General features: G+C 57.4%; 20 protein-coding genes. 11 read left to right on the top strand and 9 right to left on the bottom strand.

Translation table 11 applies throughout. From position 1 onward, the window contains the following. Positions 1-30 precede the first annotated feature (30 nt). A complete protein-coding gene (gene xseA, locus AC2FLB_RS11415) occupies positions 31-1,524 on the top strand; it encodes an exodeoxyribonuclease VII large subunit (RefSeq protein WP_496704887.1) in 1,494 nt (497 codons plus the stop codon). Between the two features lie 12 nt (positions 1,525-1,536). On the opposite strand, the gene AC2FLB_RS11410 is transcribed toward xseA, so the two are convergent. Beyond that, positions 1,537-1,932 (bottom strand): hypothetical protein, encoded by a 396-nt coding sequence (locus tag AC2FLB_RS11410; protein WP_496690768.1) that lies wholly within the window; start codon positions 1,930-1,932, stop codon positions 1,537-1,539. A 133-nt stretch (positions 1,933-2,065) separates the two neighbouring features. Here AC2FLB_RS11410 and AC2FLB_RS11405 point away from each other — a divergent pair, with 133 nt between their 5' ends. The 5 genes from AC2FLB_RS11405 to AC2FLB_RS11385 all read left to right on the top strand — a co-directional run bounded on the left by AC2FLB_RS11405 (position 2,066) and on the right by AC2FLB_RS11385 (position 6,298). Further along, the gene (locus AC2FLB_RS11405) at positions 2,066-2,704 is read left to right on the top strand and encodes a lysoplasmalogenase family protein (RefSeq protein ID WP_496690769.1); all 639 of its coding nucleotides are present in this window, start codon (positions 2,066-2,068) and stop codon (positions 2,702-2,704) included. Positions 2,705-2,762: 58 nt separating this feature from the next. Beyond that, on the top strand, positions 2,763-3,875 hold the full coding sequence (gene ftsY / locus AC2FLB_RS11400; RefSeq protein ID WP_496690770.1) for a signal recognition particle-docking protein FtsY: 1,113 nt from the start codon (positions 2,763-2,765) through the stop codon (positions 3,873-3,875). 87 nt (positions 3,876-3,962) lie between these two features. Then, positions 3,963-4,865: an EamA family transporter gene (locus tag AC2FLB_RS11395; protein ID WP_496709283.1), complete on the top strand. Its 903-nt coding sequence runs from the start codon at positions 3,963-3,965 to the stop codon at positions 4,863-4,865. 17 nt (positions 4,866-4,882) lie between these two features. Continuing rightward, positions 4,883-5,488 (top strand): inner membrane-spanning protein YciB, encoded by a 606-nt coding sequence (locus tag AC2FLB_RS11390; RefSeq protein WP_142634562.1) that lies wholly within the window; start codon positions 4,883-4,885, stop codon positions 5,486-5,488. A 141-nt stretch (positions 5,489-5,629) separates the two neighbouring features. Next, a complete protein-coding gene (locus AC2FLB_RS11385) occupies positions 5,630-6,298 on the top strand; it encodes a Crp/Fnr family transcriptional regulator (protein ID WP_142634564.1) in 669 nt (222 codons plus the stop codon). 215 nt (positions 6,299-6,513) lie between these two features. Here the strand turns inward: AC2FLB_RS11385 and AC2FLB_RS11380 are convergent, their stop codons facing one another. The 7 genes from AC2FLB_RS11380 to rpiA form a co-directional block, all read right to left on the bottom strand. Beyond that, positions 6,514-7,950, bottom strand: a complete 1,437-nt coding sequence (locus tag AC2FLB_RS11380; protein WP_496709354.1) for a Do family serine endopeptidase — start codon at positions 7,948-7,950, stop codon at positions 6,514-6,516. Between the two features lie 184 nt (positions 7,951-8,134). Continuing rightward, positions 8,135-8,329: a DUF2065 domain-containing protein gene (locus AC2FLB_RS11375; RefSeq protein WP_142634568.1), complete on the bottom strand. Its 195-nt coding sequence runs from the start codon at positions 8,327-8,329 to the stop codon at positions 8,135-8,137. Then, positions 8,329-9,225, bottom strand: a complete 897-nt coding sequence (gene hflC, locus AC2FLB_RS11370; protein ID WP_496690774.1) for a protease modulator HflC — start codon at positions 9,223-9,225, stop codon at positions 8,329-8,331. The genes AC2FLB_RS11375 and hflC overlap by 1 nt, the downstream gene beginning before the upstream one ends. Continuing rightward, positions 9,225-10,367: an FtsH protease activity modulator HflK gene (gene hflK / locus AC2FLB_RS11365; protein WP_496709282.1), complete on the bottom strand. Its 1,143-nt coding sequence runs from the start codon at positions 10,365-10,367 to the stop codon at positions 9,225-9,227. Before hflK ends, hflC begins: the two co-directional genes overlap by 1 nt. Before the next feature lie 72 nt (positions 10,368-10,439). After that, a complete protein-coding gene (gene gor / locus AC2FLB_RS11360; protein WP_496709281.1) occupies positions 10,440-11,798 on the bottom strand; it encodes a glutathione-disulfide reductase in 1,359 nt (452 codons plus the stop codon). A 45-nt stretch (positions 11,799-11,843) separates the two neighbouring features. Beyond that, entirely contained in the window at positions 11,844-12,293 is a 450-nt protein-coding gene (locus AC2FLB_RS11355) for a hypothetical protein (RefSeq protein WP_271946348.1), read from the bottom strand. 114 nt (positions 12,294-12,407) lie between these two features. Continuing rightward, positions 12,408-13,196 (bottom strand): ribose-5-phosphate isomerase RpiA, encoded by a 789-nt coding sequence (gene rpiA / locus AC2FLB_RS11350; protein WP_271946345.1) that lies wholly within the window; start codon positions 13,194-13,196, stop codon positions 12,408-12,410. Positions 13,197-13,363: 167 nt separating this feature from the next. Here rpiA and AC2FLB_RS11345 point away from each other — a divergent pair, with 167 nt between their 5' ends. From AC2FLB_RS11345 to AC2FLB_RS11330, 4 genes are read left to right on the top strand one after another with little or no spacing between them, the layout of a single operon-like run. After that, a complete protein-coding gene (locus AC2FLB_RS11345; protein WP_496690778.1) occupies positions 13,364-14,065 on the top strand; it encodes a glutathione S-transferase family protein in 702 nt (233 codons plus the stop codon). Position 14,066: 1 nt separating this feature from the next. Beyond that, positions 14,067-15,440 carry an L-serine ammonia-lyase gene (locus tag AC2FLB_RS11340; RefSeq protein WP_142634582.1) on the top strand — a complete coding sequence of 458 codons (1,374 nt, stop codon included), beginning with the start codon at positions 14,067-14,069 and terminating at the stop codon, positions 15,438-15,440. A 19-nt stretch (positions 15,441-15,459) separates the two neighbouring features. Next, positions 15,460-15,876, top strand: coding sequence for a GFA family protein (locus tag AC2FLB_RS11335; RefSeq protein ID WP_496709280.1), 417 nt, complete (start codon positions 15,460-15,462; stop codon positions 15,874-15,876). A 43-nt stretch (positions 15,877-15,919) separates the two neighbouring features. After that, positions 15,920-16,834 (top strand): DMT family transporter, encoded by a 915-nt coding sequence (locus AC2FLB_RS11330; protein WP_496709279.1) that lies wholly within the window; start codon positions 15,920-15,922, stop codon positions 16,832-16,834. Here AC2FLB_RS11330 and AC2FLB_RS11325 read toward each other — a convergent pair. Further along, a complete protein-coding gene (locus tag AC2FLB_RS11325; protein WP_496709278.1) occupies positions 16,779-17,474 on the bottom strand; it encodes a thiamine diphosphokinase in 696 nt (231 codons plus the stop codon). The two genes, AC2FLB_RS11330 and AC2FLB_RS11325, sit on opposite strands and share 56 nt — an antisense overlap. A gap of 134 nt (positions 17,475-17,608) precedes the next feature. Between AC2FLB_RS11325 and AC2FLB_RS11320 the strand changes: the two genes are divergently transcribed. Beyond that, positions 17,609-19,204, top strand: a complete 1,596-nt coding sequence (locus AC2FLB_RS11320) for a hypothetical protein (RefSeq protein WP_496709277.1) — start codon at positions 17,609-17,611, stop codon at positions 19,202-19,204. The last annotated feature ends 55 nt before the right edge of the window (positions 19,205-19,259 follow it).

Here is a 19,259-nt window from a genome sequence, read left to right as displayed (position 1 = left end):
CTGGCCGGGCATTTGACACAAGGCGCTGAAATGTCCGACCTGCTTGACGACCCCATTCCCGGCCAAAATACCCCAGAATACACTGTTTCCGACATCTCGGGCGAGGTGAAGCGGACGCTGGAAGGCAGTTTCGGCCGAATCCGTGTTCGGGGTGAAGTCGGTCGCGTGTTCAAAGCCAGATCTGGTCATCTGTACTATGACATCAAGGACGACAAGAACGTACTGGCCTGCACCACTTGGAAAGGCCAGGTTGCTGCCCTGTCCGTGGTTCCCGAGGAAGGTCTGGAAGTGGTCGTCACAGGCCGCCTGACCGCTTTTGGAGCGCAGTCCAAATACAATCTGAACGTGGATGAGGTTTCGGTGGCCGGACAGGGTGCCCTGATGGCCCTGCTTGAAAAGCGAAAGAAACAGTTGGAATCCGAGGGCCTGTTCGCACCCGAGCGTAAAAAGCCTCTGCCCTATCTTCCTCAGATCATCGGCGTGGTGACTTCACCCTCGGGCGCGGTGATCCGCGATATCCTGCACCGGTTGCGTGACCGATTTCCGCGCAAAGTGTTGATCTGGCCTGTCGCCGTGCAAGGTTCGAATTGCGCGCCTGAGGTGGCGAACGCGATTACTGGTTTCAACCAACTGACTCCTGGCGGTGCGCTGCCACGACCGGACCTGATCATCGTCGCCCGTGGTGGCGGGTCAATCGAGGACCTCTGGGGGTTCAACGAAGAGATCGTGGCCCGCGCTACGGCGGCATCAGAGATCCCGGTGATCTCGGCCGTTGGGCACGAGACCGACACGACCCTGATTGATTTTGTGTCGGACCGCAGGGCCCCAACCCCCACAGCCGCAGCCGAACTTGCGGTGCCTGTCCGCATGGAACTTCTGGCCTGGACCGGAGAGCAAGGCGCCCGCCTGTCCCGTGCAGCCACGGACGCTGTGCAAAGACGGTCGCAACGGTTGCGGGATTTATCCCGCGCATTACCACGCCCGGATAGCTTGTTGAACAACCCGCGACAACGCCTTGATTTAATTGCGGACCGACTGACACCAGCACTTGAGCGCGGCGTACAAAACCGCCGCCTTCAAGTTGTGAAACTGTCCGCCCATCTGCGCCCGTCCACATTACGCTCACTGGTCGGAACCCGACAGGAAACACTGCGCAGCCTTTCGTCGCGCCTGTCTGTCCGGCCGATCCAGCGCGAAATCGACAGCCAACGGCAAAACATCAACCGCCTAGCCGAACGCTTGAGTACAGCGCAAGCCGCGCGTCTGGACCGGATGCGTCAATCCCTGGAAACCGCAGACCGGCTGCGGGAAACGCTAAGCTACAAGGCAACGCTGCAACGTGGATATGCGGTCGTACGCGCCGAAGGACAGGTGCTGACGACTCGTAAACAGGCGGCAAAGCACCAATCCTTTGACATTGAATTTGCAGATGGCGAATTGAAGACCGGCCCGTCTACCGCGTCACCGTCAACTTCGAAAAAGCCGCCGAAAAAGGATGCGCCGGATCAGGGGTCGTTGTTCTGACCCCTGCACAGGCTAGACACCGACTTCAGGACCGTAACAGACCATCTCGGCGTCTGTGTCTTCGTTCTCATATAGTTCGGTCATCTCAGGATTTCCCTCGAACTGAGCGATCAGACCGCCGCCAGATTCGGTGAATACCCAGCATTGCGGGTCATGCCGGTCTTCATAGACGAAACAGATCTGTCCTTCCTGCTCGTACCAGAGCCCTTCTTTGCAGTTCCCATCCAGAAAAGACCAAATCACGCGGCGATCCGGCAGATAACGCTCGACCCCATAAATCCTGCCTTCAAAGCCATAGAACAGGGTTTTTCCCAGCGTATAGCGGTCAAATTCGGCGCCGGACAGGGATGTGTCGGCACAAACCGCCGGGGCAGCCAACGACAACAGAATCGCAATTCGTTTCAGCATGGGTTCATTCTGTCAGATGGCAGGCCGCTAGGCCAATTCCCTTTTCATTCCAACCGGGTGCCTTCACGTCACCGATTGAGTTTTGCGGTTATGCGCTGCGAAAGTGTTCAGTACATGCTGCGGAGATAACTCTATGACCAATGCCCTCTTTCTGATTGCGACAGCTTGCGCTCTGGCTTACCTGCCATTGACCTCGCGTGGCGCTGGCGCTGTTCGGTCAATCCTAAAGACCTTATCCGTCGCAGTTCTGGCGGTCATTGCCGCCCAAAGTGGCGCTCCATTTCTGTTGATCCTTGCGCTGGCATTCTGTGCGCTGGGGGACGCCCTTCTGTCCCGGGAAAGTGATGCCACCTTCATGGCCGGGATCGGTGCCTTTGCAACTGGTCATCTGGCCTATATCGGGCTGTTCTTGTCCCATTCGGCCAGCGACGCCGCGCTTATTCTGGAGAAGCCCGGATATTTCTGGTCTTTGATCCTCCTCGGTATTGTCGTTGTCACCCTATTACCGCCGCGTGCCGGAGACCTGAAATGGCCCGTTCTCGGGTATATTCCGATCATTCTGGGCATGGGTATCACGGTCCTGGCCCTGCCCGCGACAGGCGCGCTGCGTTGGGCTTTACCTGCGGCGTTGTCCTTTATCGCGTCCGACCTGATCCTGGCGACTGAGAAGTTTCTTCTGCCAGCGGACCATCCCAGCCGCCGTTTCACCTCCTATCTGGTTTGGGTATTGTATTGGGGGGCGCAAGCCGGTCTTCTGATCGCCTTCCTCTGACCCTTTGCAACTGCTGCAATTCCGCATTAGGTGAGAGGAACACCTGCGGAGACCAAAAATGGCGCTATTCTCAAAGCTCAAGGACAAGCTGTTCAAATCCTCATCCCGCCTTGAACAGGGGTTGGATGCCATCGTTGAAGATGGGGGCGAGGAAACAACTGCACCGGATCCAATCCCACCAGCGCCGCATTCCGAACCGGAACCCGAAGTCGCGCAACCGGACATGGCACCGGAACAGGCAGTTGCCAAACCGGTGGCCACTACAGCCGAGTCTGCTCCGTCCAAATCCATGCTCGGGCGGCTTTTCGGGCGCGCCGAGACCGAGACAACAGTTCGCCGCACGCTGGATGACGACATGCTGGAACAGCTTGAAGAGCTGTTGATTGCATCCGACATGGGTGTGGACACAGCGCTGCGCGTCACCGCCAATATGGCCGAGGGCCGTTATGGCCGCAAACTTTCGACACAAGAGATCAAGCAGCTTCTGGCGCAGGAAGTCGCCCGGGTTATGGAACCCGTTGCAAAGCCCATGCCGCTCTATTCCAAACGCCCACAGGTGGTACTGGTCGTTGGCGTCAACGGATCGGGCAAGACCACCACGATCGGCAAACTAGCCAGCCAGTTCAGGGCGGCCGGCAAGAACGTAGTGATCGCAGCTGGAGACACCTTCCGCGCAGCCGCCGTAGAACAGCTGCAGGTCTGGGGCGACCGCGCAGGCGTTCCGGTCCTGACAGCCCCCGAAGGCTCGGACCCCGCCTCCCTGGCCTTCGACGCGTTGACCCGCGCACAAGAGGATGGCGCCGATCTGTTGATGATCGACACCGCCGGTCGTCTGCAAAATCGTGCCGACCTGATGGAGGAATTGGCCAAGATCGTCCGGGTGATCCGCAAAGTCGACGAAACCGCACCGCACAATACCCTTTTGGTTTTGGACGCCACCACCGGTCAGAATGCACTCAGCCAGGTTGATACTTTTCAAAAACTGGCCGATGTCTCCGGCCTGGTGATGACCAAGCTGGACGGCACCGCAAAAGGCGGCGTGCTGGTGGCACTGGCCGACAAGTTCGGCCTGCCCATTCACGCAATCGGCGTCGGAGAACAGATCGATGATCTCGCCCCTTTCGATCCCGAAGAATTCGCCGCGGCTCTAACCGGCCTCGATCAACGCTGATCCGAACTTCAACTGGCTAAAAATATCTTCGGGGGGTGTGGGGGGCAGACAGTCCCCCACCCTCTCCACCCGCGAAAGGTCGATGTCTTGAGCGACTGGCTCATCTCTCTGGAAGGCACGCCCAAGGGCCATGACCTTGCCCTCGGGCTCGCGCTGATGGCCGCCTTCTTGCACGCGGTGTTCGGAGCCTTGCAAAAAGGCCGTCACGACCCGTGGCTGTCCCGCGGGGCCATAGACGCCAGCTACTGTCTTCTGGCTGCACCTTTCGCGTTTTTTGTGGTGCCCTGGCCCGAACCCTATATGTGGCCAATCTTCGCCACCGTCTGGCTGATCCACATCGCCTATAAGACCCTGCAGGCAATGGCCTATACCAAGGGCTCTTACACGGTGGTCTATCCCGTCGTGCGCGGCACCGGACCACTGTTCACCGTTTTCGGCGCCTATCTTTTGTTTGGCGAGACCTTCTCTGCCACGCAATGGTTTGGTGTCGCGGTCTTGCTGGCCGGGATATTCGGGCTTGCGGCCTATAATCTGCGGTTTCTCGAAACCAATCGCGAAACGCTTGGGATCGCCCTAGCCTTGGCCCTCGCAACCGGCCTGTTTGTGGCGTTATATACCACCTATGACGCCTATGGCATTCGTGCGACGGCCGATCCGTTCACCTTTCTGGCCTGGTTCTTCATGATCGACGGGGCGACGATGCCGATCTATGCGTTCTTTCGCTGGCGCGCGATGGCCCATCGCCCGGCCTTGGGACCCTTGGCGCTGCGCGGCATCGCCGGCGGGATCATCGCCCCTCTATCTTTCGGAGCCATCATGCTGGCCACGCGGTTGGACAAGGTCGGCGAAGCCGCCGTTCTGCGGGAAACCTCCACCGTCTTTGCCGCCCTGATCGGCTGGCTGGTTCTGAAAGAAACCGTCGGCCCAAGGCGGATCGCGCTGATGGCATTGATTGCACTCGGCGCTGTAATAGTTGAAATGGGCGGGTAAGCAGCAGGACAAGAGACATGACAGGCAAGACCGACATAAATCCATTTCTGAAACAGGTGCTGGAACTGGGGCCTCCGCTAGCCTTTTTCTTCATCTACCTGCGCTTGCGCGATGACAGCTTTATGATCGGCGGCATCGAGTATTCCGGCTTTATCATTGCCACGATCATTTTTGTGCCGCTGATGCTGGGGGCAATGGGCATCCTGTGGTACTTGACCGGCAAGCTAAGCCGGATGCAGATATTTACAGCTTTCATGGTCATTTTCTTCGGCGGCCTGACCGCCTGGTTCAATGACGAGCGGTTCTTCAAGATGAAAACCACGCTTGTTTATGGCCTGTTTGCTCTGATCCTGGGGATCGGGCTGCTGCAAAAGAAATCCTATCTTGCCTATGTTCTGGACGAGATGCTGCCCATGAAACACGAAGGCTGGATGATCCTGACCCGTCGTCTGTGTGCGTGTTTTGCTGTTCTGGCCGTCGCAAATGAATTCGTGTGGCGCACGATGTCGACCGACCTGTGGGTCAAGATTGAGACCTTCGGATTCCCCATTGCCCTTATGGCGTTCCTCATGCTGCAGTTCAGCCTGTTGCAAAGCTATATGGATGATCCCGATCATCAATGACGGCTAAATTCTCAACCGCCCTTCGGATGACTTTTCCGTGAAGCGCGAGAGCCCTAAAACCTAACAAAATCCTTGGCTAAACGCTTGGGCTATGAAAAGTTGTGTCACCACTCACCTTTTCCCGCCGGAGCACCACACCAAATGACGGCTTTCCCAAATAGTGGCTTTCTATCCGAAGCTTCAGACCGGCTGAGATCAATGCTCTCGGCACAGGCGACAGAGATTTCTCTCGAACCTGGTGATATCCTTTTCGAACAAGGGGATGAAGGGGATGCCCTCTATGCGATTCTTGCCGGCACGCTAGAGGTGTCCTTCTTGGCGATGAGCGGTCGAAAACTCTCGTTGACATTGATGAAGCCTGGCGAGGTCTTTGGTGAAATCGGCTTGTTCGACAATGGCCCCCGCACCGCAACCGTGGCCGCGGCCGAGGCCTCTCGGGTGCTGCGTGTGCGTAGGTCCGATGTCATGAACCAGATCCGCCAACATCCTGACCTTGCGGTGGATATGATCCGACTGGCCGGTTTGCGCATGCGGTGGATGGGGTCGCAACTGAATGAACAGGTCTTTTTGCCGATGCCTATCCGGCTTGCGCGCAAACTGCTGCATCTGTCCAACCTTCAAGACGATCCAACCACTCGCATTACCCTGTCCCAAAGCGAGCTGGCCGAATTCGTTGGTGCCACGCGCGAAGCTGTCTCAAAGACAATTTCAACCTGGAAACGCGACAAGGTTGTCGAAGCTTCGCGGGGCGGCCTGATGATCCATGATTTTGAGGCACTGCGGGAACTGGCGGATTCCGACCTCATTTGACCTGTTGTGACCTGCTTCACATACGACGGATCGCATTAAGATTACGTTAGGAACTGTTACCGTAGGAGGTCAGAGAATCATCCCCGATATCTGTCCACTGACCTCTCCCTGTACCAGAGCCATACGCCTTCCCCGGCGTGTGGCTCATCTTTTTTCAGCACAGAAAAAAGGCCAGAGCAGGTGCCCTGGCCTTTCTGTTTGTTCAACCTAAGAGATCACTCTTCAAGGCTCAGCGCGACAAAGCGTGGATCTCCACCGCGCCGCACCAAAAGCAGCAGTGACTTCCGCCCGGCCGTGCGGGCTTCTTCCATTCGGTCCTCGAGATCAGAAATCGCAGTGACCTTCTGCTGGCCAGCCTCGGTGATCAGATCACCGGCGCGCAAACCCTTGGCATAGGCTTCTGACGCCTCGTCCACTTCGGTCACAACCAGCCCCTCAGTATCCGGCTCCAGCCCCAAATCAGCACGCAGGGCTTCAGTCACGGGCGATATCGTCAGCCCCAGAATATCGGCATTTTCCTCAACCGGGGCTTCTTCGGCTTCACCCTCTTCGCTTTCGGCCCGCTCGGCATCTTCGCGGCGGCCCAGAGTCACAAGCACTGTCTGCGTGCTGCCATCCCGATGCACCACCACACGGACCGACTTGCCAACCGTTGTCTCACCAACCTGACGTACCAATCCACGGGTGTCATCGACCTCGACACCATCAAAGCTGAGGATCACGTCACCGGCCAACAGGCCAGCCTCTTTGGCCGGGCCCTCGGGTACATCGCTGATCAGTGCGCCACCCGGCTTGTCCAGGCCCATCGCCTCGGCCATATCCTCGGTCACGTCCTGAATGCGGACACCCAGCCAACCGCGGCGGGTCTCGCCGAACTCGCGCAGTTGGTCGACAACCTTGACCACCACATTCGAGGCCATCGAGAAGCCAATCCCGATCGAACCGCCATTCGGCGACAGGATCGCCGTATTCACGCCGATCACCTCGCCATCCATATTGAACAGCGGCCCGCCCGAGTTCCCCCGGTTAATCGCAGCATCAGTCTGGATATAGTCGTCATAAGATCCGCTGAGCGCGCGGTTCCGCGCCGAGACGATCCCCGCCGAAACCGAAAACCCTTGCCCCAGCGGGTTGCCCATGGCAATCACCCAGTCGCCAACGCGCGCAATGTCACTATCACCAAACTTGACGTATTTCAGCGGCCCGGTGGCTTCGACCTTCAAAAGGGCGATATCGGTTTTTTCATCCGTACCGATCACTTTCGCAGGCAGTTCTTTCTTCGGTTGACCGTCGCCCGGGAAGAATTCGACCAGTATCTCATCAGCCTCGGCAATAACGTGGTTGTTTGTAACGATGAAACCATCCTCGGATATCACAAACCCCGAGCCCAGCGAATTGCTGCGGCGGGGGCGGTTATCTTCATCCCCGTTACGGTCTTGAAACTCGCGAAAGAAATCTTCGAACGGAGAGCCTTCGGGAACGATCCCCTGTGGGCCGGTCTGTCCCTCAATCAGTGTCGAAGTGGTGATGTTGACCACCGCTGGGCTGATCTTATCGGCCAGCGGAGCCAGGCTTTCGCCCCGCGCCTGGGCGGCCACTGACTGCGCCAATACAAGCAGCATCCCGGCAAAGGCCAGCAACATCAACCGCATGAAACCAACAACGTCGTCCCGCCGGACGGATATACTGCGCGCTTGTGACTGCACGTGGGAACTCCTTGTCGTCAACACTATCTGGATCGCCCGCAGGCGGCCCTTCTTGATATCCAATGTAGCTGGTTTGTCCTTGCCCGCAACTGAGGATCGCGGGGAAATCACCATGAAGTGTAGCCGTTGTTCAAAACCCGACCTGATATGCACCCCATAGCAACACGAGACCTCCCACCATACATAACAATCCTGCAAGCCGACGTGCCTGCTCTGGCATAGACCGCAACGCCTCTAGCATACGTTCAATAAGCGAAGGGGCCAGCGCATAGGCCAGCCCCTCGACAATCAACACCAGCCCAAAGGCCAGAAGGATCATACCCATTATTCAGACGCCTGCCCCGCCGATTGGCCCCGGCCGGTGGGTGATTTGAGATAGTTGAAGAACTCGGAATCCGGGCTCAATACCATCGAGCTGTTACCGCCCTGCAAAGCATTCTGATAGGCGGTCAGCGAACGATAGAATTCGAAGAATTCAGGGTCCGCACCGTAAGCTTCGGCAAAGATCGCATTGCGTTCGGCGTCAGCCTCACCGCGAATGATCTCAGCCTCACGCCGTGCATCCGACACCAGTTCGACAACGGTCCTGTCGGCCTGGGCACGTACACGCTGTGCCGCCTCATTACCACGGGCACGTTCGTCCGTTGCTTCGCGCTCCCGCTCGGCCTTCATACGGTCAAACGTCGCTTCGAGGTTGGCCTGCGGCAGATCGGTCGCTTTCAGACGTACGTCAATGACGGTCACACCCAGCGCACGTGCCTCGGCAATCGCACTATTGCGAATACGCAACATCAGCGCAGCCCGGTCCGAGCTCAGGATGTCACGGGACGAAACTGAACCCAGAACTTCGCGGGTTTCAGCGCGCAAGATGCGGTCCAGACGATCCTCGGCAACCGGGATACCACCGACACCAACCGCCTGGCGGAACTGGTTCAGATCGGAAATCCGGTACCGTGCGAAGGCATCGACTACCAGACGACGATCATCCAACGGCGTCACTTCAAGCGGTTGAACGTCGATGGACAGGATACGGTCGTCATAACGGACAACTTCCTGAATAAGTGGAATTTTGAACGCCAGACCAGGCTCTTCCTTAACCGCGACCACACGGCCGAATTGCAGAACCAATGCGCGCTGGCGTTCGTCCACGATAAAGATCGATGACAGCGCAACAGCGCCGAGGATCACCACAAGGATGAGGATAATGGGTGACTTACGCATCAGTTGCTCTCCCCGGATTGATTGCGGCGCAGTTCGTTCAGCGGCAGATACGGAACAATGCCCTGTCCCTGACCGGTCGAGTTTTCGTCCAGTATGATCTTGTCGACATCACCCAGAATCTGCTCCATCCGCTCCAGATACAAACGTTTGCGCGTTACATCCGGCGCTTTGGAGTATTCTTCCAGAACCGCGCTAAAGCGGCTGGCTTCACCTTGAGCACTGTTGATCTGCTGGGCGCGATATCCTTCGGCCTCTTCCACAACTTGCGCGGCTTCACCACGTGCTTCGGCCAGTACCTTATTGGCATAGGCGTCGGCGACGTTCTGCAGACGGTCACGTTCTTGTGCGGCGGCCTGAACGTCGCGGAAGGCCGCGATTACGTCCTGTGGCGGGTCGGCTTTGTCAAAGTTGACACGCACAATGTTCACGCCGGAATCATAGCTGTCCATCGTCGACTGAATCAATTCCTGCAAGCGATCAGCGATCACACCCCGATCTCGGTTCAGGATCGGTGCCAGCTCGCTTTGTGCAATGATCTCGCGCATGGCCGATTCCGACACGGCGCGGATCGTCTGGCGCGGGTCGCGCAAATTGAACAGATACTTGGCCGGGTCATTGATGTTCCAGACCACCTGATAGTCGATATCGACAACATTTTCGTCGCCTGTCAGCATCAAGCCATCATCGCTACCACGGGCTCCGCCCATGTCTTCGTTCTGCTCGCGGGTCACAGGAATGACCTCGGCAGTTACAAACGGCCAAGGCGCAAAGTTCAGACCGGGATTTCCAACGTTTGAAAATTCACCCAAAAACAGCTCTACCGACTGTTCTTCCGGCTTTACCGTATAAAAGCTGGCCGCCCCCCAAAGGACTGCACCCACCACCAACCCAATGGCAATAGTCCCTTTGGTAAAGATGGGACCACCCCCGCCACCGCCCGAACCATTGCTACCACGGCCGCCACCGCCGCCGCCCATCAGGACGCGCAGCTGTTCCTGGCCTTTTTTCATCAGCTCGTCGATCTCGGGGATCTGCGGGCCCTCGTTTTCAGGGGGCTTGCGCCCGTCCCCGTTATCACCCCGATTTCCTCCGCCGCCAGAAGAGCCTCCGCCCCCCCAGGGGCCGCCGCTGTTGCCCGCCATTTTTATCTATTCCCTTGTGTTGAACCGTGTGATCACGGGTTCCCTTGTAACTTGTGTGCGCGCGGTTGCAAATCAAGCCGTACGCACAGGATGACGCATTGTTACCAGTTCTTCCGCCATGACCGGATGAACTGCAACGGTGCGGTCGAAATCTTCCTTGGTTGCGCCCATTTTGACGGCAATGCCAGCCAGTTGAATCATCTCGCCGGCGCCCGGCGCCACGATGTGACAGCCCAGCACCTTACGCGTGGCCTGAGAGACGATCAGTTTCATCAAAACCCGCTGCGTGCCACCTGCGAATGCCTTTTGCATCGGCTTGAACGAGGTTGCATAGATCTCGACCGGCTCTTGGGCTGCAGCGTCTTCTTCGCTCAACCCCACCGTGCCGAATTCCGGCTGCGTGAAAATCGCAGTTGGAATCAGGTCGTGATCCACAGGTGTCGGGTTGCCTTTGAATACGGTTTCGACAAAAGCCATCCCCTCGCGGATCGCTACCGGAGTCAGGTTTACCCGATCCGTCACGTCGCCAATCGCATAGATCGAGGGCACGCCGGTCTGGCTGTAATCATCCACGATGATCTCACCCTTGCGGCCGCGTTCAACGCCGATGGCCTCAAGCCCCAGATTGTCGGCATTGGGCGCGCGACCAGTGGCATACATGACCACGTCAAACAGCTGTTCCGTGCCATTGGTGGCCTTTACGCGAATCTTGTCGCCGTCCTTGGCCATCTCAAGCACATTGGTGCCCAGATGCAGATCGATGCCGTTCTGGCACATCTCATCACTGATCAATCCGCGCGCTTCTTCGTCAAAGCCGCGCAGGATTTGCGCACCGCGATAGAACTGAGTGGTTTTCACACCCATGCCGTTCATGATTCCGGCAAACTCGCTGGCGATATAGCCGCCGCCGACGATCAGGATGCTTTCGGGCAGTTTTTCCAGATGGAAAATCTCATTCGAGGTGATCGCCAGGTCCGAGCCCGGAAACTCGGGCACAACAGGGCGTCCGCCGGTGGCGACCAGAATATGCTTGGCCGTCTTGCGGGTGCCATCCGCCAGCTCAACCGTATGCGCATCCACCACATGCGCGCGCTGATCAAAGCTTTCGACGCCGTTGTTTTTCAGGATGTTACGATAGATGCCTTCCAGCCGGTCCAGCTCGGCATAGAGCTTGCCACGGAAGAAATCCCAGTCGAACGCACCGGGTTTGACGTCCCAGCCATAGGCCTGCGCATCTTCGACCATGCCAGAGAATTCGCTGGCAAAAACCATCAGCTTTTTGGGGACACATCCGCGGATCACGCAGGTCCCGCCATAGCGATCCTCTTCCGCCAACGCCACTTTGGCCCCGTTTTCGCCAGCCGCCACACGCGCCGCCCGGACCCCGCCCGAGCCGCCTCCGATGACGAAAAGATCATAGTCAAAGCTCATAGTAGGTCCCGTACCCTCTCTGATTGGGATGAATCTCCGCAACCTTCAAATATGGTTTACGTCAAGAGTTGCAATCTCTTGTTTGCGATCGGCAAGCTTCTCCTGCCATTGGCGGTCAATGTCCGGCCAGAAACGACGTAGCGATTTCACAAACGCCTCGAGATCGGACCGCCTCAAACCAGCAATTGGTAGAATAAAGTTCCGAACCCGACCTTTGTCGTCATTGTAGCTGATGTACAATGCGTCTTTGGGGTTCAACTTTCCATCCGAAGGGAAATCGAAATAGCGGATATCCTTCCACGCAACACCGGCCCATGCAGACTCTTGTTGAAAAATCCCGTGAACGACATATCCCAATCTGAAACCAATCGCTTTGTCGTCGAGCGTGATCAGTTTACGATCTGATCTCAGGACAAGAGATATGCTGATGATCGCGCCTATGAAAAAGATCATATAAGTCATCAGCACATAGTTCGACCGTTCATACCGCAGCACGGTAGGAAGCAATAAGATAAAAACGCCAAAGAAAAACCCGGCGAAAACCACTCTGTAAAACAGCCGCTTCTTCCAAGCTGTGGAACTTTCATAGAATTCTATCGCCGACACGCGCTAATCCGCCAAATCCGTGAACAGGTTGTCTTTGCCGCCATCGAACAACTCGTCCAGTTCCACCGTTCCCTCGTTGATGTCGCGCAGTTCGACCCGGCCATCTCCATAACCGATCACGACCTTGTCGCAAATGTCGATGAACAACCCGTTCTCGACCACGCCGGGTACCTGGTTCAGCACCAGCGCCATCTGCCTTGGGTTTCCGATCCGTTGCAAATGCAGGTCCAGCACGTGATTGCCTTCATCCGTGACAAACGGCGCTTCTCCGTTCATGCGAAGCGCCGAGCGGGTACCGAGAACATCCATGGTATCCAGCACCTCTTCGATCAGGGTGCGTGTGGTCTGCCAGCCAAAGGGGATCACCTCGACCGGCAATGGGAAGGCACCCAGAGTCTCGACCTCTTTGCCGGCATCGGCGATGACCACCATCTGGTCGCTGGCCGTGGCTACGATCTTTTCCTGCAGGTGCGCGCCGCCGCCGCCCTTGATCAGATTAAGCTCTCTGTCGAATTCGTCCGCACCGTCGATAGTGATGTCCAGCCATCCCGCCTGATCCAGGGAAACAACCTCAATGCCCAGTTCACGGGCCAGTTGGGCCGTCCGGGTCGATGTCGGAACACCCTTGATCGCCAGACCTTCTTCTCTGACCCGTTCCCCCAACCGACGCACCATCCATGCAGCGGTCGATCCGGTTCCCAGGCCGACTCGCATCCCATTCTGCACCATGTCAGCCGCACGGCGTGCTGCGACGTATTTTGCAGTGTCGATGGGCGACAGATCACCGGCCATTTCAGCATCCCCCTAATTTGCTGCGGAACTTATACGGAATGCCTACGACAACTGCGAGAGAGAATTGTCCGGATCGGTAGACCAACATGTCGCGAAACTACGCGTTTCCTATGGGAAACGTCGCAATCAGGTCTGTTGAAAACATAAGTGAGGTATACATAGTTCGCATGAACACGCCTTACCGCCTGCACTATGCCCCGGACAATGCTTCGCTGGTCATCCGGCTGGCGCTGGAAGAGATGTGCCTGCCCTATGAAACGGTTCTGGTAGACCGCCGCCAAAGCGCACAGGACAGCCCGGAATATCGCGCGCTGAACCCCAATGGGCTGATCCCGGTATTGGAAACACCACAGGGGCCGATCTTCGAAACCGCTGCTATCTTGTTGTGGCTGGCGGATACGCATGGTCGGCTGGCCCCTACTCCCATGGACAGCAACCGCGCAGCGTTTCTGAAGTGGCTGTTCTTTGCCTCCAATACGCTGCACGCTGATCTGCGTATTCTGTTTTATGCCGAAAAATATATAGACGCAGCGCAGGTCAATCCTTTGCGCGCCGGTATCCGCCCTCGTTTGCGCCAGCACTTGCGCCTGCTTGACGAAGTTGCGAAAAGCGCGCCGCCCTGGCTGAGCCCGGACATACCATCGGTCCTGAGCTATTATCTGGCCTGTCAGATGCGCTGGATGGCGCTCTATCCTGCGAAGGCTGATCGCAGCTGGTTTCAGATCGCTGACACGCCGCATCTGCAGCGAATGCTGATGCAATTGGAGACGCGCCCCGCCACACGCGCCGCAATCGCGGCCGAGGGTTTAGGGGTTACACCCTTTACCTCACCAACCTATGCTAACCCACCGGAAGGCTTTGCTACCTGATATGTTTCTGTCTGTCTTCGATATGTTCAAAGTGGGCATTGGCCCGTCCTCGTCCCATACGATGGGGCCAATGGTTGCTGCCGCGCGGTTTCTGGACATGATGCGCGCCTCTCCGTTCGAATTTTCAGGGCTGCGCGGGTCGCTGCACGGGTCGCTGGCCTTTACCGGTGTCGGCCACGCAACCGATCGCGCCACGATCCTGGGCCTGGCCGGATTTGTGCCCGACACATATGATCACGAACGGGCCGAGGCCGCACTGGCTGGCATAAGTGAGACCCACAGCGTGACCCCCGAAGGATTGCCCACGCTGCAGTTCGATCCCAAGGCCGATCTGGTTTTCGACTATGAAAACAATCTGCCGGGCCATGCTAACGGTATGGTCCTGATGGCCACGGACGCACAGGGCGACGTGATCCTGCGGCAGGTCTATTACTCGATCGGTGGCGGCTTTGTTCTGACCGAGGAAGAACTGGCCCAAGGCAAGGCAACAGATGAAGGCGCACCGGTGCCCTTTCCTTTCAAATCGGCGGTCGAGATGTTGGACATGGCCAAAACCAGCGGCAAAAGCATCGCCGAGATGAAGCGCGCCAACGAGATCGCGCGCGGCTGTGCAGACAGTTTTGCCAAAGGCACTGCGCGCCTCTGGCAGGTCATGAACGACTGTATCGAGCGCGGTCTGACCACCGACGGCATTCTGCCAGGCGGTTTGAACGTGCGTCGTCGCGCCAAAGGCATCTATGACGCGTTGATGGCCGAACGTGGCATGAACCTGAACGCGCCCCACACGATCAACGACTGGATGAGCGTTTACGCCATGGCCGTAAACGAAGAAAACGCAGCTGGCGGTCAGGTGGTAACCGCCCCCACCAATGGTGCTGCCGGGGTTCTTCCAGCGGTAATGCGCTATTATCTGGACCATGTACCCGGTGCTTCAGAGAACCACATCGAAGATTTCATGCTGACTGCGGCCGCTATTGGCGGGCTGGTCAAATACAACGCCTCGATCTCGGGCGCCGAGGCCGGGTGTCAGGCCGAAGTCGGCAGCGCCGCAGCCATGGCTGCAGCCGGGCTGTGCGCGGTTATGGGCGGCACGCCGGAACAGGTGGAAAATGCCGCTGAGATCGCGCTCGAGCATCATCTGGGCATGACCTGTGATCCTGTCGCCGGGCTGGTTCAAGTACCCTGTATCGAACGCAACGGGCTGGGTGCGATCAAGGCGGTGTCGGCAGCCTCTTTGGCCCTGCGCGGAGATGGTCACCATTTCGTACCGCTGGACGCTGTCATCGAAACCATGCGGCAGACCGGGCACGACATGCACGAAAAGTATAAGGAAACGTCTTTGGGCGGTTTGGCGGTGAACGTGCCGAATTGCTGAGGCAACGCGGGGAAGCGAAATGGAAGGCCATTGTCTTTGCGGTAAGGTTTCATTTCGGGTGGACTCGCCCGTTCTGTCCTGTGTGATCTGCCACTGCGACAGTTGCCGCAGACAATGCGCGGCCGCGATGACAGCTTATTTCGGGGTCCGCGACGGACAGTTGAAATGGACGGGCCAGGAACCAAAGACATTCGCATCCTCACCCGGCGTAGAACGCAGCTTTTGTCCTGATTGCGGCTCGCCGATCTCATTCCGGTCCGACACGATGTCCGGCGTGATGCATCTGTATGTGGCCCTTCTGGACGACCCTAACCAACTGCAGCCTACGCTGCATGTCGCGCATGAAGAGCAGCTGGGCTGGCTGAAACTGGATGACGGGCTGCCGATCTGCATCGGCCCGGACTACACCAAAGTACAACCGCTGCCCGACCCCTAGCTTTCGCCTTTCCCCGGTTCAATCAAATCGCTAGCGTCTCATCATGACACAGGACCGTCCCGTTTTTGGCATCGTGCTGATGCTTGGCTTTTGCGCGCTTGCACCCTTGGGGGATGCGGTCGCCAAATTACTGGGTGAAACCGTGCCGCTTGGAATGCTGGTCTTTGTCCGGTTTGCCATTCAAGCCATGTTGTTGGTTCCGCTGGTCGCCTGGACTGGCAGGCCCTGGCGCATGCAGGGGCGTATATTTCGCCTGGCTGTCATAAGAACCCTGCTGCACATCGTCGGCATCGCCGCGATGTTCTCTGCCCTGCAATACCTGCCGCTGGCCGACGCTGTGGCCATCGCCTTTGTTATGCCGTTTATCATGTTGCTTCTTGGCAAACTGGTACTAAAGGAAGAAGTCGGCAAGCGACGCCTGATTGCGTGCCTTGTGGGCTTTGGTGGTACATTGCTTGTCATTCAACCCAGCTTTGCCGAGGTCGGATATGCGGCTTTGCTTCCACTTGTCGTCGCGGTGGTGTTTGCCCTGTTCATGCTCGTGACCCGGCAAATTGCAAAAGCTACAGATCCCATTGCGCTTCAGGCCGTGTCAGGCGTCATAGCTTCTGTCATCCTACTGCCTGCCCTGTTGGTGGGAACACCCGCCGGAATCTGGGAGCTGTCCCTGATTGCTCCGAATTTGGGCGATATCTGGCTTTTGCTTGCAATCGGGCTTCTCGGCACAGTCGCACATCTGTTCATGACCTGGTCGCTGCGATATGCACCCTCTGCAACATTGGCCCCGATGCAGTATCTCGAAATCCCGGTCGCCACGGTGTTTGGCTGGCTGATCTTTCACGACCTGCCCGACGGTGTCGCCGCTTTGGGCATCTGCATCACCATCGCTGCCGGCCTCTATGTCATTCTGCGTGAGCGGGCCAGCGCCCGGACGGCACCGACAGAAGCGCCTGCATGACCTGATCCAGCATCGCCCTGGGAAACATTACCAAAAGGCCCGGCCCATCCATACGCAATTCAACCGAGCCCAATGCGCGGTTGGACGTTCCGACAGCGCCGTTCGGCTCCATCACCAAACCGTCGATTGGCCATTCAAGGCCGCGGCTTTGCCCTGATACACGCTGTAATGGAAACAATGAGACGACATCTCGAGGTGCCATAGAAACCGATATTTGGGGGGGTGCGTGAAAGATAATCTCACTTTCGCCAATCAGAATACAGGGCTGATCTTGCCTGCGAACCAAGACATTGAGTGCTGCTAACTGGTGATCCAGACGCCCCCCGAGAAAACCGACCCCAATCACCAACGGCGCCTCGACACTGCGCAGGGCCTTGTCGAAATCCGTGCTGTTTTGTTCGCTAATTGGAAACAGTCGATCCAGCGGAATCTGATCTTTGTGATCCGGATCGAGCGAATCAAAATCACCGATAACAGCGTCTGGAATGCGCCCAATTTCCAACAAACTTGCCGCCCCACCATCCGCGGCGACGGCCAACTTTGTGCGAATCAACGCCAAATCCAAATCTTCAGGGCCAATTTGACCGCTTCCAACCAGCGTGATTGACTCTTTCGAACGTACAATTCGCGTCTTTTTCATGAGATTGATCATTTTTTCCGGGTTTTGACACATTGAGACCACAAAATGATAGGTTCATGGACAAAGTTCTGAGCCAATAGCTCTGCCCACGACCGGGCTGATGGCTCGTGTAGTTTGTAGAGGACGTACGTCTGATGGTACAGAATAACAAGGTTTTGACAGTTTCCTACGGAACCTTCTCGTGCACTTTGGAAGGATTTGACGATTCTTTTGAAACGATGAAGTCGATTGCCGAATACTTCCGCGACCTTGCAGCGGATGACAGGTATTTTGGGTCCGAACCCCCGCAACCAGACGCCGAAATGCTGACCCGCATTGCTCAGCGAGATGCGACGCGTAAAGTCGAAGCCAGCCAGAGCGAAAACGGATTGCTTCTGCGGGCGCAAGACCGTGCCGCTTCACCGTCCCTTTCTACCGCGCCCATGACCCCGCCCAGTACCCCGAGTGCTCCGGCCTATACCGCTGCCCCCTCACAGTCCGCGCCCATCGCAGAGGCCGAGCCGGTAGAGGGTCGACCCGAACCAGCCGCCGATAGTATCGCCGCAAAGCTGCAACGGATCCGGGCGGTAGTCTCTCATAGCGAAGAAAACTCGGTGATCTACGCCGAGGATGAAGATTCCCCCCTGATGAAATCCGAAACCGGCCCAACTGATGCCGTATCGGCTGCCTTTCAGGCTGGAACTCTGACCCCCACAGATCTGGTCGAATCCCCCGCGGCCGATGCAGAGGTTGAAGCAGCTCAGGAATTTGAGCCCGAATCTCAGATTGACATGCCCCCACCCGCCGCGGAAGAGGCAGAGATCGAAGGCCCGGCCCAAGAGACCCCCGCCGTGCCAGAAATTGATGTCGCACCCATCGCCGACGATGTGACCACTGTCGAGGCAGAAGAGGTTTTGTTTTCGGATCTGAGTGCCGAGACGGACGAAGCCGAGAGCGACGAAATCGACAATATCCTGACAGAAGACATTTCGGCGGACGCAGACGAACCTGAAGAGGTTGCCGGCTATTTGACCGAAGAAGACGAGGAAACTCTGCTTGACGAAATTGCCAGCGTCGAAGCCGTGTTGTCCGCCCGTGCATCCGAGCCTCTGCCTGAGGAACCGAACCTGGACGAGGACGTTTCTCGCCTGATGGAAAAGGCGGTCGAACAGATGGATGATCCCGCGACTGCCACTCAGCGCGAGACATATTCCCGTCTGCGCAATGCAGTGGCCGCAACCAATGCTGATCGTGCAGATGCGCTGAACCGTAATCAGGCTCAGCAGATCAGCCCGCGCCGCCCCGAAAGCAATGTTACAACTGCCCGTCCCAAGGTAGAGCCTGCCGCTCCCCTCAAGCTGGTTGCTGAACAGCGCATCGACAATAAAGACGAGGATGAAATGGGGCCGATTTCTCCGCGCCGTGTAAAATCCAAACCGCTGGGTCTTCCGATCGAGGAAAGCGGCTTTGCGCACTATGCGCAGGAACAGGGCGCACAATCTCTGCCGGACCTGCTGGAAGCTGCGGCATCTTATCTGTCGTTCATCGAAGGACAGGAACAGTTCTCGCGCCCGCAACTGATGAACAAGATCCGTTCTCTCAAGCAGGGCGATTTTAATCGCGAGGAAAGCTTGCGCTCATTCGGGCAACTGCTGCGCGATGGCAAGATTGAGAAAGCTGGCGGAGGTCGGTTTGCGGCTTCGGACGAGATAGGGTTCCGCCCTGACGGAGATGAACGCGCCGCAGGCTGAATTCAAACCGAAAAGAAAGAAGGGCCGGAGACCAACTCCGGCCCTTTTTCATTGG

Source organism: Ruegeria sp. CDSA236 (genome assembly GCF_059611285.1).
The sequence above is the reverse complement of the archived record's forward strand: the minus strand, read 5'-3'. Positions and strand labels throughout refer to the sequence as shown.